Source organism: Mycobacterium liflandii (assembly GCF_022354805.1).
Taxonomy (GTDB): Bacteria; Actinomycetota; Actinomycetes; order Mycobacteriales; family Mycobacteriaceae; genus Mycobacterium; species Mycobacterium marinum.
Window position 1 is genome coordinate 5,364,155 of record NZ_CP023138.1, and the last position, 15,543, is coordinate 5,379,697.

A 15,543-nucleotide genomic window follows, 5' to 3' on the forward strand; every position below is an offset into this window, starting at 1 on the left:
CGACACGCTATCCACGACCACTCAGCGCCGCCGGGATGGTCGGCCGGTCGCGGCGGTCCGCAGCCTCGGTGGCGGCGGCGTCAGCATCCCCAACCGCGCCGGTCTCGCTGATACCGAATCGCTGGTGCAGCCACACCAGGGGTTTGGGAGCCCACCAATTCCACCTGCCCATCACATGCATGAACGCGGGCACCAGAACCATCCGGACCAGCGTCGCGTCGGCAGCCACGGCGAGCGTCAGTCCCAAGCCGAACATTCGCATGAAGGACACGTGCGCGGCGATCAGCGCGGCGAACGACATCGACATGACCAACGCGGCCGCGGTGATCACCCGCCCGGTGCGTGCCAATCCAAGCGCCACACTCTCGTCGTTGGCGGCGTGGGCTTGGGCCGGGCTCGGGGTCGCCGGACGTGCGGCCCCCGAAGCCAGCCAGTACTCCCGAATTCGCGCGACCAGGAACACCTCGTAGTCCATGGACAGCCCGAACGCGATGCAGAACAACAACACGGGCATGTTGGCCACCAGGGTCCCGCTCGGGGTCGTGCCCAGTGCCCCCAGATGACCGTCTTGGAAGATCCAGACCAGCGCACCGAACGCCGCGGTCAGCGAGAGCACGTTGCAGATCAGCGCCTTGGCGGGCAGCACGACACTGCCGGTGAGCAGGAATAACAGGACAAAGGTGATGGCGGCCATCAGACCCAGCACCAGCGGCAGTCGTTCGGTCACCGCGTCCACGCTGTCCCGGTTGACCTGCGCCACACCGGCCATCTCGACGGTCCGGCCGGCCGGGCCGGTCACCTGGTGCAACCGTTTGAGCTGGATGTCTGAGGCGTGGGAAAACAGCGGCGCGGTGCTGTCCACGGTCAGAAAGGCACTGCCATCGGAAAATCCGGTAGCACCCGCCGGCGGCCCCACCCGACTTCCGTTGACGAACGTCCCGCTGGGGGCGGTCACAGATGCCACGTCGGGCACTCGCGACAGGTCGGCGGCGTAGCCGTCCAGGTCGGCTGGGACCAGACCGTGCACGTCAGGCACGACCACCGGAACGGCCATCGCGAGATCGTGTGCGAAGTTGGTGCGCAACTCGTAACCGACCTGATGCGAGGACGCCGTGGCAGGCAGCACCCGATCATCCGGGAAGCCCCACTTCACCGAGAAGAACGGAAGTCCCAATATCACCAGCACCGCAACAACAGCCAAGCCGACCGGAAGCGCCCGGCGCATCACGAATTTGGTCGACCGATACCAGAACAGTTGATCTACCGGCTTGTGCTGGGGTTCCGGACGGCCCAACATCCGGCGCGCCAGCCGGCGCACATTCAAGGCATCCAGCCGCGGCCCCAGCAACACGATCGCGGCCGGTGTCACCACGATCGACGCCGTCGCGACAAAGGCCACCGTGGCCACGCCGGCGTAGGCGAACGATTTCAAGAAGTACATGGGAAAAGCCACGGTCGCCGACATCGACAGCGCGACGGTGACCGCCGAGAACAACACCGTGCGGCCGGAAGTCGCCATGGTCCGGACCAGAGCTTCCTCGCGTGAGCTGCCCTCGGCGAGCTCGTCACGATAGCGACTGATGATCAGCAGCGTGTAGTCGATGGCCAACGCCAACCCCAGCGCCGTGCTGAGGTTGAGGGCAAAGATCGAGACGTCCGTCGTGAACGTCACCAGCCTCAAGACCGACATCGAACCGACGACGGCCAGCGCACCCAGCGCCATCGGCGACGCGGCCGCCAGCAGCCCGCCGAATACCCAGACCAGCACCAGGAAGCTGAGCGGAATCGCGATCAACTCCATGACCAGCAGGTCGTCCTGATTCTGCTTGTTGATCTGCGCGTTCTCCATCGCCGAACCACCGGCGCGGACGGTGACGCCGTCGCGATCGTGAACGATCTCGTCGGCGAGGGTCTGCGCATTTTTCTGCGCGTTGCTTTCGCCGCCTTTGATGTTGACCACAATCAGCCCGGACTTGCCGTCCTTGCTCACCAAGTCGGGAGCACTCTTGGGATCAGCCGACGGCCCCGTCCAGGGCGAGGACACGTTGAATACCAGTGGGGAGTGGTTCAACTCGGCGACAATGTCGGTGCCCACCGCGCGCGCCCGCTCCGTGCCGACGCCGCCGGGAGCGGTCACCAGAATCAGCATTTGCTGACCGCTCTGGCCGAACTTGTCGGCGAGCACCTTGATGGCGCGAGCCGACTCGGCGTTGGGATCTTGGAAACCGCCGGGAGACAGACTGTTGGCGACTGGGATGCCGAAGACCGCTGCTGCGATAAAAACCAGCAGCGCCACCCCGATGATTCGACGCGGCGCTGCTATGGCAAGTCGAGCGATCCCCTGCAACATCGTGCGTCCCCTCCACCGCGAGTGCAGCCGTCCCGGGCGGCTGCACCATATCCGCGGTAACTTATCAGCGATAACTTAAGGGCGTCAAACAACACCTGCCGTAGTCACGAGGCCCGACGCCCCGACGGTTCACCGCGCCGCGGACAAACCGAGATGCGGACAAACCGCGATACGCCCGGCGACGCCACCGGTAGCGACACATTTGCTTCCCGATGTTTCTCGACCGCTGGCCAGGCCCCCGAGTTACGGCATACCGTCGGGCCTGCCCAAAGCGGCTGGCGAGCACTTCGGCATCGGCACCCTACCCACCGGTAAGAATTGCCACGATTTTCCGAATCGTGACTCAATGATTCCTTAATGGCGACTTCTACGCTCAGTGTCATGTGGATCGACGACTCGAGTGCCGATGTCATTAAGGCCGACTTCGAGGCTCTCTACCACGGCGACATGCTGGTGGAAGGCGAGACCTCGGAGCAGGTTGAAGAGTGGCACCCCCTCCCTACGGCGAGCTGAGCACACCATGGGCATGCTTGCACGGTTACTAATTGCCGAACCAGCCGTCAGCCGTTGGTTCCGTCGATAACCAATTCGCGTCTATTGATGAAAGCCCCCCGCCTGTGCGGGGGGCTTTCATCGTTATTAACGGCCCTTAGCGCGGCGCCATCCGGATCGCGCCATCCAAACGAATGACCTCCCCGTTGAGCATCGGGTTTTCAATGATGTGCACAGCCAGCGCCCCGTATTCGTCGGGGTTTCCCAGCCGGGACGGGTGCGGCACCTGCTTACCCAGCGACGCCCTGGCCTCCTCGGGCAAAGACGCCAGCAGCGGGGTATCGAACAGTCCGGGCGCGATGGTCATCACCCGGATGCGATGACTGGCCAGATCGCGGGCGATCGGCAGGGTCATACCAACCACGCCGCCCTTGGACGCCGAATACGCAGCCTGGCCGATCTGGCCATCGAATGCAGCCACCGAGGCGGTGTTGATGATGACGCCGCGCTCTTCCGCATTGGGGCCGACGGGTTCGGTTTTGGCGATTCGCTCGGCGGCCAGCCGCAGCACGTTAAAACTCCCGACCAGGTTGATGTCCACAATCTTGCGGAACGCCGCCAACGGGAAGACGCCGTCGCGGCTCAGCACGCGTATCGCGTTACCGGTCCCGGCGCAATTGACGACGATGCGCAGCGTGCCCATCGTTTCGGCCAGATCCAGCGCACTGGCGACGGCGGCCTCGTCGGTCACATCCGCCGCCGCGAACCGTGCCCGGTCGCCCAAATCAGCAACCACGTCTTCACCCCGGATGTCGAGCACCACAACCTGAGCCCCGGCGTCCAGCAGCCGCTTGGTGGTCGCCAGGCCCAGCCCCGACGCGCCCCCGGTGACGACGGCAACGGCGTCCCTGATCTCCATGCGAATCCTTCCTCGATTTCTCCGCTCAAAATCAACCAACCTACTGGTTGGTTGGGACTATGCCCAGTCGCTCAAGACGGCTTCGACGTCCGTCAGCGGTGCGGCCGGTGGGCGCGGCCGGCTCGGCACGGTGCGTGAGAACCGCGGCGCCGGCATCGGCTGCGGCCCGCCGTCATCGCCTTCGTAGAAGGTGTTCCGCTCGGCGATATGCGGTTCGGTGTGCACCTCGCCGAACGACAGCACCGGGGTCACGCAGGCGTCCGAATCGGCGAACACCTTGGCCCAATGATCGCGGTCGTACCTGCCGAACGCCTCGGTCAGCACCGCCCGCAGTTCCGGCCAGCGGGCGACGTCGTTTTGCGGGGGCAGGTTCACCGCATCCAAACCCAGCCCGGCCAGCATCGCCGCGTAGAACTGCGGCTCGATGGCGCCGACGGCGACATAGCCGCCGTCGGCGCATTCATAGGTGTCGTAGTAGGGCGCGCCGCCGTCGAGCATGTTGGTGCCCCGCACGTCGCTCCATATGCCGATCCCCCGCATCGCCCACATCATCTGCACCAGCACGCTGGACCCATCGACCATCGCGGCGTCGATCACCTGGCCCTTGCCCGAGTTGTGCCGCTCCCACAGTGCCGCCAAGATGCCGACCAGCAAGAACATCGAACCGCCCCCGAAGTCGCCGACCAGGTTCAGCGGTGGCACCGGCCGCTCGCCGACCCGGCCGATCGCGTGCAGGATGCCGTTGAGCGAGATGTAGTTGATGTCGTGACCGGCTTGCTGGCTGCGCGGACCGGCTTGACCCCAACCCGTCATCCGGGCATAGATCAGCCGGTCATTCACCTTGGCGCAGTCTTGCGGGCCGAGGCCCAGCCGCTCGGTGACCCCGGGCCGGTAGCCCTCGATCAAGACATCGGCCTTGGCGACGAGCTTCAAGACAAGTTCGCGCCCCTGGTCGGACTTCAGGTCGGCGGTCACGATCCGTCGGTTGCGCAGCATGGCGTCCTTCACGCCGCCCCCGCGCCCCCCGGCAGAGGACGATGGACGGTCGATGCGCACCACGTCGGCGCCGAGATCCCCGAGAATCATCGCGGCGTGTGGGCCCGGTCCGATCCCAGCCAGTTCAACGACCCGCAATCCGTTCAGCGGTCCCGACATGATGTACCGACCTTTCGTCCACTCTGACGATCTCGCCCGGGCCGAACACCCGACAAATGGCATCTTCGCAGGCCGCGGAAATCCACCCCGTCCGGCCCACCTCGCCCACCAACGCCGTCTCGGCCACGCCCCCGGTGACCTAGGGTGAGCCCCATGCCGGATACCAGGATCGAAACCCTGGCGCCAGTCGCCGGCCTCGAGGTCAAGCTGCGCGGCGGGGTGCTGTCGGTGACGATCGACCGTCCCGAAAGCCTGAATTCGTTGACACCTGAGGTGATGGCCGGGATCGCTGACGCGATGGAGGCCGCGGCTACCGATTCGCGAGTGCGAGTGGTGCGCCTGGGTGGAACGGGTCGCGGGTTCAGCTCCGGGGCCGGGATGAGCGCCCAGGATATGGGCCGCAAGACCAGCACTTCCAGCCTCACCGAGATCAACCGGGCGGTGCGGGCAATCACGGCGTTGCCGCATCCGGTTGTCGCCGTGGTCCACGGACCCGCCGCCGGGGTCGGTGTCTCACTAGCCCTGGCGTGCGATCTGGTGCTGGCCTCCGAGAGCGCCTATTTTCTGCTCGCGTTCACCAAGATCGGATTGATGCCCGACGGCGGAGCCTCGGCATTGATCGCCGCTGCGATCGGCCGGATTCGGGCGATGCGGATGGCCCTGCTGCCCGAGCGGTTGCCGGCCACCGAGGCGCTGTCCTACGGCCTGGTCAGCGCGGTCTATCCCGTCGCGGACTTCCAAAACGAAATGGATGCGGTGATCTCGAGATTGCTGTCCGGCCCGGCGGTGGCGTTTGCCAAGACCAAGGACTCCATCAACGCGGCCACACTCACCGAGTTGGATCGCACCCTCGATCGCGAATTCCAGGGCCAGTCGGCGCTGCTGCGATCACCCGACTTCGCCGAGGGCGCCCGCGCATTCCAGCAGCGCCGCACCCCAACCTTCACCGACTCCTGATCCGTTGAGCTGAATCGGCAATCCTCAGCAACACCGGATCCGAATAAGACATGGGGACAGAATGGAGATCCGATGTCGGCTGGACAGGTGAACTGCCTGGTAACCGGGGCGACCGGCTACATCGGCGCCCGGCTGGTTCCACGACTGCTCGACGAGGGCCACCGGGTGCGAGCGTTGGCCCGCGATCCGGGCAAGTTGGCGGACGTTCCGTGGCGGGACCGGGCAGAGGTGGTGCGCGGCGATCTGGGCGACACCGACTCGCTGGAGGCGGCCTTCGCCGGGATGGACGTTGTCTACTATCTGGTCCATTCGATGGGCTCGGCAAAGCATTTCGCCGACGAGGAAGCCCGCGCTGCCCACAACGTGGTACTCGCCGCGCGGCGCAGCGGAGTGCGCCGGGTGGTGTACCTGAGCGGGCTACATCCAGAGCAGAGCAAGCTTTCGCCGCACCTTCAATCACGCAAGGCCGTTGGCGATGCGCTGATTGGTTCCGGCATCGAGACAATCGTGCTGCAAGCCGGGGTGGTGGTCGGATCCGGATTGGCATCCTTCGAAATGATCCGGCACCTCACCGACCGGTTGCCGGTGATGACCACACCCAAGTGGGTGCACAACCGGATTCAGCCGATCGCCATTCGTGACGTGCTGCACTACCTGGTCGCCGCGGCCACGGCCACGGTGCCCGACACCGCCAGGGCCCGAACGTGGGACGTCGGCGGCCCCGACGTGCTCGAGTACGGCGACATGATGCGGGTGTACGCGGAGGTCGCCGGGCTGCATCGGCGCTACCTGATCGTGCTGCCGTTTCTGACGCCGACGATCGCTAGCTTGTGGGTTGGCACGGTGACCCCCATTCCTCCGGGCCTGGCCCGGCCGCTGATCGAATCGCTCGAATGTGACGCGGTGATGCGCAACTCCGACATCGACACCATCATCGCGCCACCGGCGGGGGGCCTGACCAATTACCGTCGTGCGGTCGAATTGGCACTGAACCGTGCCGCGCACGGGCTTCCCGACGCCACATGGGCCTCCCTGCAGTCTGAACCGGCCGAGCCACTGCCCAGCGACCCGCGGTGGGCCGGCGAAATCGTGTACACCGATGTCCGCGACGCGACGACAACTGCTGCACCCGAAGCTGTTTGGAAAGCGACCGAGCGCGCCATCAATAGCCGGAGGTGGTACTCGCTGGCGCTCGCACCACGGCGTCGGCACCGCGCACCGCGGTGGCGGGTCGCGCAGCGCACGCCAACCACACTGCGACTGGGCGCGGGCACCCGCGTGCCTGGGCCAACGTGGTTGGAGGTGACGCTCACACCGCGAGGCACCGCCGGCAGCAGCTACCACCAGCGGGCGATCTTCTTTCCCCGCGGGATTCCCGGCCGGCTGTCCTGGCTGGTGCTGCGCCACCTCCACGCCGCCGCGCTGCGCGCACTGGCACGCGACGTCACCGCCGCCGACCGATAACGGGGTCAGACCCCAAACAACGGTGGCAGCGCGAGCACCATGATGAGCCCCCAGACCAGGTGGGTGAGGATCGGTGCCAGCACTCCGCCGGTAGAGCGCCGTTCCCACGCACACACACCGCCGAGGATGACAGCGGCAAAGCCGAGCATCAGGTTGGCGCTGGCCATGATGGCCCCGATGTATACGACGGTCGAAACGGCCACCGGATAGAACCGACCCAACGCGGTGTAGAGCGCGCCGCGAAAGAACATCTCTTCGGCGATCCCGTTGATCAGGGTGATCACCACGACCAGGAACAACGATCCCTGGCTGGCAAACTGCAGCACGCGGACTATCAGCTCGGTGGCGGCCGGAATCTTACGGACAACCAAGGCACCCAACACAAAGATGCCGCCCAGCAGCAGACCGATGGTGGTCCCGGTGATCACCGGGCGCTGGTTGCGACCGCGCCAGCGAATGCCACCCAGATGCAGGGGGCCGGAGGCCAGCGCGCCCAGCGCCCATACCGCGGCCAGGGTCAGCGTCAGCCAGTAGAAGGTCGACTCCCCCGGCTGGCGCCTCATCGACAGTCCCATCACCACCGCGCCGATCACCAGGACGACACCGACGACGATGCGGCGCCGTAGCACCACCGAAGGCGCCTCATGGTGTGGCACGGCCACATTCGTGATGGCGCGGCGAATGTCGTCGATGGCGCTGAATTGGGGCGCTGTTGATTGGCTCATGCGAACAGAACTTTCGGAGTCAGGGCGATCAGGATGTCGAGGCTGCTTCGTAACGCACCGGCCAGTGGACCCGGGACGATGTTCACCCATCGCAGAGTGGGACGTGCGATGGGCGGCGTCATCGTCTCGGCGATCCGGCGAATTCGCAGCGCGTCACCGCCGGCCCACACCGGATCGGTGGCTGCGAGTTGGTGGGGATCTGTCAGGGCGTCGACGGGCAACGGGGGCCCGTTCGCGTGGCCGGCCAGCGCCAACGTAATGGCATCTTCGATACTCAGTAGTCCTCCTGGTGGCTCGGGGACCTTGTCTTGCAGGCCGGCCCCGGATGCCCGCATCGGGTGATCCAGCGATTCCACCAGGTCTGCGACCAGACCATGCGGGACCGGCAGGGTGACCGCCGTGATCCGGGACGCTACCGCGGTATCGAGCCTGCCGACCGGCAATGCGGCATGCCATCTGCCGCGGATGCGCGCATACGTCTTGAGTAGCTCGCGGTACGACGTGGTGTCGGGGCCGCAGATGTCGTAGGCACCGGCAGGTACCTGGTCGACGTCGGCGGCGGCCACCAGATAGTGCAGAACGTCTCGGATGGAGATCGGATCGATCGGGTTGTACATCCAGTCCGGCATCGGCAGGACGGGGAATCGATCCCCGACGTAGCGCAGCATCTCAAACGACGTGGAGCCGGCTCCGATGATCATTGCCGCGCCCAGCCACACCAGTTCCGCGCCATCGTCGACGGCCAGTGCCTCGGCGACCTCGGCCCGACTGGACAGGTGTTGGGATAGCGCTTCACATTCGGGGACGAATCCGCCCAGGTAAACGATGCGCCGCACCCCGGTGTCACGGGCAGCGACGGCCAGGTTGGCGGCGGCGGTTTTGTCCCGGTCGCGAAAATCCGGTTGGCCTATGCCGTGGACCAGGTAGTAGACCACGTCGATCTCACCCGCGGCATTCATCGCGGCTTGCGCCGAGGCCCGGTCCGTCGCGTCGAGGATTACCGGGGTGACGTCGTCGAACCAAGCTAAGCGACTGAGTCGCGCCATGTTTCGGGTGGCCGCCAACACTTCATGGCCGTCGGCCAGCAGCGCGGTAACCAAGCGGGATCCCACGTAGCCGGTGGCGCCGGTCACCAGAATCCGCATGGTTTCGACACTAGACCCGAGACGGTGGGGCCGCGGGGAAGCCGGGCCATCCGGCAGGAGCCGGTCTGAACCGATCCGGAAGCGACAACGTGACTGACCACATGAACACATTCACCGGGGGTAGATCATCGTGCTTCAACTTGCAGCGGCCAGCGGGCACGCAAACCTCGAAGACAGATCCGCATGTGGCGGGGGTGGCCGTGAAGTTCCCGCCGAACCGCTACCACCAGGCCGAGGCGATCGGGGCGCTCACCGAGTTCGCCGGTCCGGAGTTTCGCCGGTTCGCGCTCAGCAGCGGGGTTGAGGCCCGCCACACCGCATTGCCGCTGGAACGCTATGCCGAGCTCAGCGGTTTTACCGAGGCCAACGACGCCTTCGTCGACGTCGCTCTCGACTTGGGCGAGCAGGCCCTGCGGGCGGCGCTGGACGAAGCAAAGTTCAGGCCCTCCGAAGTCGATGTCATTTTCTCCACCACCGTCACTGGTCTTGCCGTACCCACCCTGGAGGCGCGACTGGCTCACCGAGTGGGGTTGCGCGAAGACGTCAAACGCATCCCGTTGTTCGGTCTGGGCTGTGTGGCCGGTGCCGCCGGGGTGGCCCGCATGCATGACTACCTGCGCGGATTCCCCGATCAGGTGGGCGCTCTGCTCGCGGTGGAACTCTGTTCACTGACGATTCAGCGCCACGACAACTCGGTGGCAAATCTGGTTGCCTCCAGCCTGTTCGGCGACGCCGCCGCGGCCGTGGTCACCAAGGGGGCGCACCGAGTTCGGGGGCCGGTGCGGCGTCAAACGGATATGCCGGCCCTCGAGTGCTGGCCACCCGCAGCCGGATCTACCCCAACACCGAGAACGTCATGGGCTGGAAGATCGGCACCAGCGGCTTTCAAATCGTTTTGTCGGTCGACGTCGCCACTGTCACCGAGAAGTACCTGGGCGAGGACGTCCGCAGTTTCCTGGCCGACCACGGGTTGACCCCGAGGATGTGACGACGTGGGTCTGCCATCCTGGCGGGCCCCGCGTGATCGAGGCCGTTGAGACCGTGCTGGGGCTACCCGAAGATGCCCTCGCTCACACACGAAACGCGCTACGCAACAACGGAAATCTTTCTTCGGTGTCCATTTTGGATGTATTGCGGGCCAACCTGGCCGACCCGCCGCCGGCCGGTTCGATCGGACTGATGATCGCGATGGGCCCCGCGTTCTGTTCTGAACTAGTGTTGCTGACGTGGCAAGTCCGTATTACCTGCTGATTCTGGCGATCGTCGTCGAACGCTTGGCCGAGCTGGTGATAGCCCAGCGCAATGCGCGCTGGTCTTTTGCCCAGGGCGGCAAGGAGTTTGGCCAACCACACTACGTGGTGATGGTTGTCTTGCACTCGCTGCTGCTGGTGGGCTGCGTCATCGAACCCTGGGCCCTGCATCGCCCGTTCATCCCATGGCTCGGCTGGCCGATGGTGGCCGTGCTGGTGCTCAGCCAGGGTCTGCGCTGGTGGTGTGTGACGTCGCTGGGGCGACGCTGGAACACCCGGGTGATCGTGCTGCCCGACGAACCGCTGGTGCAAAAAGGGCCCTACCGGTTCCTGCACCACCCGAACTATGTTGCAGTGGTGGCCGAAGGGTTTGCCCTGCCGCTGGTGCACACCGCGTGGGTGACCGCGCTGAGCTTCACCGTGGCCAACGCCATCTTGCTGACCGTGCGGTTGCGGGTGGAGAACTCCGTGCTGGGCTACTCATGACGACCTACGACGCCGACGTGCTGGTCGTCGGCGGTGGCCCCGGCGGACTCGCCACCGCATTGAACGCACGAAAACGGGGGCTCTCGGTCATCGTCGGAGACCCGCGGGAGAGCCCGATCGACAAGGCGTGCGGCGAGGGACTGATGCCGGGTGGTCTGGCGGAGCTGAAGTCCCTCGATGTGGACCCAGCCGGCGTCCCGTTCCAGGGCATCGCGTATGTAAGCCAGCAGCGCCGGGCCGAGGCGCGGTTTCGCACCGGGCCGGGCCGGGGCGTGCGCCGCACCACATTGCACGCAACGCTGGCGGCCCGCGCCAAAGAGCAAGATGCGGAATGGATCAGAACGCGGGTAACCGATGTCGTCCAAGACGCGCACGGCGTGACCGCCGCGGGTGTGCGCGCCAAATGGTTGGTGGCAGCCGATGGCCTGCATTCCGCGGTACGACGCGCGGTCGGAATAACGGCGACGGCCGGTACTCCACGACGCTACGGCGTGCGCCGGCACTACCGTGTGCCGGCTTGGTCGGAGTTCGTCGAAGTGCACTGGTCTCCGTGGGGCGAGGCGTACGTCACCCCGGTAGAACCGGATCTGGTCGGGGTGGCGATCTTGTCCCGTCAGCGACCTGAAATCGATTGGTTCCCATGGCTTGCACAGCAGCTACGGGGCGCCAGTCCCGGGGCCGCGAGGGGCTGCGGCCCGCTGCGACAGGTAGTCTCGCGCCGCGTCGCCGGACGCGTGCTGCTGGTCGGCGATGCCGCCGGCTACGAAGACGCGCTGACCGGTGAGGGCATCAGCCTGGCCGTCAAGCAAGCGGCCGCCGCGGTGCGCGCCATCGCCGACAATGACCCGGCGTCGTATGAGGCTGCGTGGCATGGGGTTACGCGCAGCTACCGCTGGCTCACGCGCGGGCTGGTGCTGGCCAGTGCGCCACGCCCGGCGCGCCGTGCCATCGTGCCAGCATGCGCACTGTTACCCCTGGTGTTCCGGTATGGGGTAAACATCCTGGCAAGCTGACGGCCCAGTCAGGCGGACACCAGGCCGACGCTGCGCACCCCGGCCACCGGTCATTCCGGCGCCACCAAAGCCATCGTTGCCCGCCCGAATCCAGATCGGGCCGATCTCCTCGGCAGCTCACTGTCAGCCGTCCGCGCCGGGGGTGCCGTTATTGCCATCGGCGCCGGCGGCCCCATTACCTAATTGGCCATATCCGCCCGCGCCGCCGGAGGCAGCCCCACCGCCGGCGCCTCCGGGCCCGCCAGGCTGACCGTTCCCGCCGTCGCCACCGTTTCCAGGCGAAAGAGGCACACTGCAATCGCCGCCGCCCCCTCCGAAACCACCGACACCGCCGGCGCCGCCGGCACCACCGAAGTTGGCCGACTGGATGCTGCGGGTCAGATTCTGTGCACCTGCGCCGCCCGCACCGGCAGCCCCTCCGCTACCACCGTCGCCGCCGATCTGCCCGTTGCCACCAATACCGCCATTGCCGCCGACGCCACCTACGCCTCCGGCACCGCCGACAGATCTCGATGTGGTGGGAGAATCGCTCACGCCTCCGGCGCCACCGGTGCCGCCGCCACCGCCACTACCGGCGGCACCGCCCGTGCCCAATGCAGCAAAGGCGCCATTGCCGCCAACTCCGCCAGCGCCGCCAGCACCGCCAGCACCGCCATAGCCATTGGTTGCAGAGTTGCCGGTGGTGCCGATGCCGCCGGTTCCGCCGCTGCCACCGTCGCCGCCGACGCCACCCACGCCACCGACGGAGCGGGCGACGCCACCCAAGCCGCCGGGACCTCCGACCCCGCCGTCGCCGGCCAACGCGGGTGTAGACGCGCCGCGCATTACGCCAATGCCAGCATTGCCGCCGGTCCCACCATTGCCGCCGGCACCTCCTGCCCCGCCGGCTGCCGCACCGATGGCGCCACTGCCGCCATTCCCGCCGTCCCCAGCGTGATATAGCAGGCTGCCATTGGCGCCACTGCCGGCATCGCCAGCGTTCCCGCCGATACCGCCGTTGCCGCCGTTACCGTTGACGCCCCCGGCCGCGGCGGAACCACCGTTGCCGCCGATTCCGCCGACGCCCCCGTGACCGCCGCTGCCACCGAAGAGACCGCCCGAACCAGTGGTCCCGTAGCCGCCGCGGCCGCCAGCACCACCGTCGCCCCCGTTTCCGCCAACACCCGCAGCGCCGTACTCGCCGCCTTCGCCCGCGCCGGCGGCTCCCCCAAAGCCAGCCCTGCCACCGGAACCCCCTTGCCCCCCTGCGCCACCGGGGCGACCGGTGCCGTCGATCCCGCCGCCGGGGGCGCCGTTGGCCCCGTCCCCGCCTCTGCCACCGACACCACCGACACCACCGTTACCGCCGTCACCGGCCACACCACCGTTGGCGGCCCCGCCCTGCCCGCCAGCACCGCCCGCGCCGCCAGCCCACCCGGAGCCTCCTGCCCCGCCGCCGTCGGCCCCGGCGACACCGCCGACACCTCCGGCACCCCCGACCCTCTGATAGCGCACCGCGCTACCCCCGTCGCCACCTGGACCGCCGAGTCCTCCGTTGCCGCCTTGGCCGCCGGCGCCGGCGCTGCCGCCGGTGACGCCGGCCCCGCCTTGACCGCCCGCACCGCCTGCACCGCCGCCACCGCCAACGGCGCCATCACCACCGGCGACACCAGCGGCGCCCCTGACTCCGTTGCCACCGTTACCGCCGTCGCCACCAAGACCACCGACCCCGCCGGCACCGGCCGCGGTGGCCCCGGCACCGGCCGCCCCGCCGGCCCCGGCAGCCCCGCCCTGGCCACCGACACCACCAGCACCACCGGTAGCCACGCCCAAACCACCGTTGCCACCGCTACCACCGACACCACCGCTACCGCCAGCACCGCCACCGACACCACCCGCACCACCGGCACCTCCGAAGCCGCCACCGCCGCCGGCCCCGCCCACCTCGCCGGGACTACCACCAACATCCCCACCAGTACCGGCCGCACCACCGCTACCGCCCTGGGCGCCGCACCACCGATCCCGGAGAGGCCCCCACCTCCACCGATACCGCCCGCACCGCCATCACCACCACGCCCACCGGCCGCCGCGTAGCTATCGATCCCCCTGCCACCAGCACCGCCGGCACCACCAGACCCGGCCGCACCGCCCACACCGCCGCCGCCTACGCCGCCACCGGCACTCCCGCCATCCCCGCCCCGGCCGCCGCCACCACCGGCACCAGCCACGGTCGTGCTCGAACCACCAGCGCCACCGCGACCGCCCAGACCACCGGCACCGCCGGTCCCGCCGTCACCACCGGCACCCAGGCCACCAGCACCGGATCCAGCCCCACCCCCGGCACCGCCGGTGCCACCAGCGCCACCGGCCCCGCCGGGCCTCGACGCCAACCCACTATCAGCACCCACACCGCCAACACCACCGGCACCGCCAGTACCGCCGGCACCGTTGCTCCCACCAACGCCAGCCGCGCCACCGATCCCGCCGGCACCGCCGGCGCCGCCGTCATAGCCGAACAAGCCCGGCCCATCAGCCGCACCGCCCGCACCGCCAGCCCCGCCAACGCCACCCGCGCCACCAACTCCGGCATTGCCCACCCCGCCGCCGCTACCACCGGCACCGGTCACGCCCCCAGCCCCGGCATCGCCTCCGGCGCCACCCACACCACCTCGACCACCGTCGGTGCGATCCCCACCAGCGCCGGCGCCACCAGCACCACCGGTCCCGCCGTCGCCACCGGCACCACCAACACCGTTGACACCCCCCACGCCCGAAGCGCCCCCAGCACCACCAGCACCCCCGGCAAAACCAACGCCCCCGGGATCGCCCGGGGTGCTCGCAGCCACACCGGTATCCCCGGCCCCGCCATTACCCCCGGCGCCCCCGGCGCCACCGATACCACCGGTACCCGCCGCACCAACCACGCCGCCACTGCCGGCGCCGGCGGCACCTCCGACTCCGGCCGCACCACCGGCACCACCATCACCACCCGCACCACCGGCAAGCTGATGGCCCACACCGCCAGCCCCGTCACCACCAGCACCACCAGCACCACCACGCCCACCGGTGCCACCAACACCACCATCACCAGCTGTGCCATCCAACCCGGCCGCACCACCTTGGCCGCCTGCACCACCAGCACCCCCGACAGCGCCGGCCGTACCCGGGCGCCCTCCGACCCCGTGCCCGTTGCTGCCTTGAGCTCCGATGCCCCCGGTTCCGCCTTGCCCACCGGTGCCGCCAGTACCGCCGGCGCCAGCCAGTCCCTGGGCCCCGGCCTCACCGCCAGCCCCGGCTGCCCCTCCGGCGCCGCCTTCGCCACCTTGGCCGCCGACGTCACCCGACTGGTACCCGTCGCCGCCGGTCCCGCCGATACCCCCGGAGCCGCCGCTACCGCCATGACCTCCCACCCCGCCTGGGCCGTCGCCGGCCGTGCCACCCTGGCCGCCCGCGCCGCCCGCACCGCCTACGAGGGCGACTGCGCTGGCGCCGCCGGCGCCTCCGTTACCACCGCTACCGGCGGCTCCGGCAAGCCCGCCGACGGCGGCCCCACCCTGGCCACCTTGACCACCGTCACCACCAACACCGCCGGCGTAACCAAGGTTTGA

General features: G+C 68.2%; 13 protein-coding genes and 1 pseudogene. 7 read left to right on the forward strand and 7 right to left on the reverse strand.

The features are described 5' to 3' along the window. Positions 1-7: 7 nt before the first annotated feature. Positions 8-2,350, reverse strand: a complete 2,343-nt coding sequence (locus tag CKW46_RS23790; RefSeq protein ID WP_482052483.1) for an MMPL family transporter — start codon at positions 2,348-2,350, stop codon at positions 8-10. Positions 2,351-2,731: 381 nt separating this feature from the next. On the opposite strand from CKW46_RS23790, the gene CKW46_RS23795 reads away from it, so the two are divergent. Beyond that, entirely contained in the window at positions 2,732-2,863 is a 132-nt protein-coding gene (locus CKW46_RS23795; RefSeq protein ID WP_020726302.1) for a hypothetical protein, read from the forward strand. Between the two features lie 136 nt (positions 2,864-2,999). On the opposite strand, the gene CKW46_RS23800 is transcribed toward CKW46_RS23795, so the two are convergent. Both CKW46_RS23800 and CKW46_RS23805 read right to left on the reverse strand, forming a co-directional pair. Beyond that, positions 3,000-3,761, reverse strand: coding sequence for a 3-hydroxyacyl-CoA dehydrogenase (locus tag CKW46_RS23800; RefSeq protein WP_020726303.1), 762 nt, complete (start codon positions 3,759-3,761; stop codon positions 3,000-3,002). Between the two features lie 57 nt (positions 3,762-3,818). Next, positions 3,819-4,916: a CaiB/BaiF CoA transferase family protein gene (locus tag CKW46_RS23805; RefSeq protein ID WP_011739222.1), complete on the reverse strand. Its 1,098-nt coding sequence runs from the start codon at positions 4,914-4,916 to the stop codon at positions 3,819-3,821. Positions 4,917-5,069: 153 nt separating this feature from the next. Between CKW46_RS23805 and CKW46_RS23810 the strand changes: the two genes are divergently transcribed. After that, the gene (locus CKW46_RS23810) at positions 5,070-5,873 is read left to right on the forward strand and encodes an enoyl-CoA hydratase (RefSeq protein WP_117435478.1); all 804 of its coding nucleotides are present in this window, start codon (positions 5,070-5,072) and stop codon (positions 5,871-5,873) included. Between the two features lie 72 nt (positions 5,874-5,945). Then, the gene (locus CKW46_RS23815) at positions 5,946-7,337 is read left to right on the forward strand and encodes an NAD(P)H-binding protein (RefSeq protein ID WP_482052484.1); all 1,392 of its coding nucleotides are present in this window, start codon (positions 5,946-5,948) and stop codon (positions 7,335-7,337) included. 5 nt (positions 7,338-7,342) lie between these two features. Here CKW46_RS23815 and CKW46_RS23820 read toward each other — a convergent pair whose 3' ends face one another. Both CKW46_RS23820 and CKW46_RS23825 read right to left on the reverse strand, forming a co-directional pair. After that, positions 7,343-8,062, reverse strand: a complete 720-nt coding sequence (locus CKW46_RS23820) for a CPBP family intramembrane glutamic endopeptidase (protein WP_015356855.1) — start codon at positions 8,060-8,062, stop codon at positions 7,343-7,345. Next, on the reverse strand, positions 8,059-9,207 hold the full coding sequence (locus CKW46_RS23825) for an NAD(P)H-binding protein (protein ID WP_482052485.1): 1,149 nt from the start codon (positions 9,205-9,207) through the stop codon (positions 8,059-8,061). Before CKW46_RS23825 ends, CKW46_RS23820 begins: the two co-directional genes overlap by 4 nt. 65 nt (positions 9,208-9,272) lie before the next feature. On the opposite strand from CKW46_RS23825, the pseudogene CKW46_RS23830 reads away from it, so the two are divergent. The 3 genes and pseudogenes from CKW46_RS23830 to CKW46_RS23840 all read left to right on the forward strand — a co-directional run bounded on the left by CKW46_RS23830 (position 9,273) and on the right by CKW46_RS23840 (position 11,956). Beyond that, positions 9,273-10,458, forward strand: a pseudogene (locus CKW46_RS23830) (type III polyketide synthase). Then, on the forward strand, positions 10,434-10,943 hold the full coding sequence (locus tag CKW46_RS23835; RefSeq protein ID WP_015356858.1) for an isoprenylcysteine carboxyl methyltransferase family protein: 510 nt from the start codon (positions 10,434-10,436) through the stop codon (positions 10,941-10,943). The pseudogene CKW46_RS23830 and the gene CKW46_RS23835 overlap by 25 nt, the downstream one beginning before the upstream one ends. After that, positions 10,940-11,956: an NAD(P)/FAD-dependent oxidoreductase gene (locus tag CKW46_RS23840; protein ID WP_482052486.1), complete on the forward strand. Its 1,017-nt coding sequence runs from the start codon at positions 10,940-10,942 to the stop codon at positions 11,954-11,956. Before CKW46_RS23835 ends, CKW46_RS23840 begins: the two co-directional genes overlap by 4 nt. A 123-nt stretch (positions 11,957-12,079) precedes the next feature. On the opposite strand, the gene CKW46_RS23845 is transcribed toward CKW46_RS23840, so the two are convergent. Together CKW46_RS23845 and CKW46_RS23850 are read right to left on the reverse strand one after the other, a co-directional pair. Further along, positions 12,080-12,781: a hypothetical protein gene (locus CKW46_RS23845; protein WP_482052487.1), complete on the reverse strand. Its 702-nt coding sequence runs from the start codon at positions 12,779-12,781 to the stop codon at positions 12,080-12,082. Then, on the reverse strand, positions 12,781-15,144 hold the full coding sequence (locus tag CKW46_RS23850) for a hypothetical protein (protein ID WP_499019330.1): 2,364 nt from the start codon (positions 15,142-15,144) through the stop codon (positions 12,781-12,783). The genes CKW46_RS23845 and CKW46_RS23850 overlap by 1 nt, the downstream gene beginning before the upstream one ends. Before the next feature lie 15 nt (positions 15,145-15,159). Between CKW46_RS23850 and CKW46_RS23855 the strand changes: the two genes are divergently transcribed. Further along, on the forward strand, positions 15,160-15,543 hold the full coding sequence (locus tag CKW46_RS23855) for a hypothetical protein (protein ID WP_499019365.1): 384 nt from the start codon (positions 15,160-15,162) through the stop codon (positions 15,541-15,543).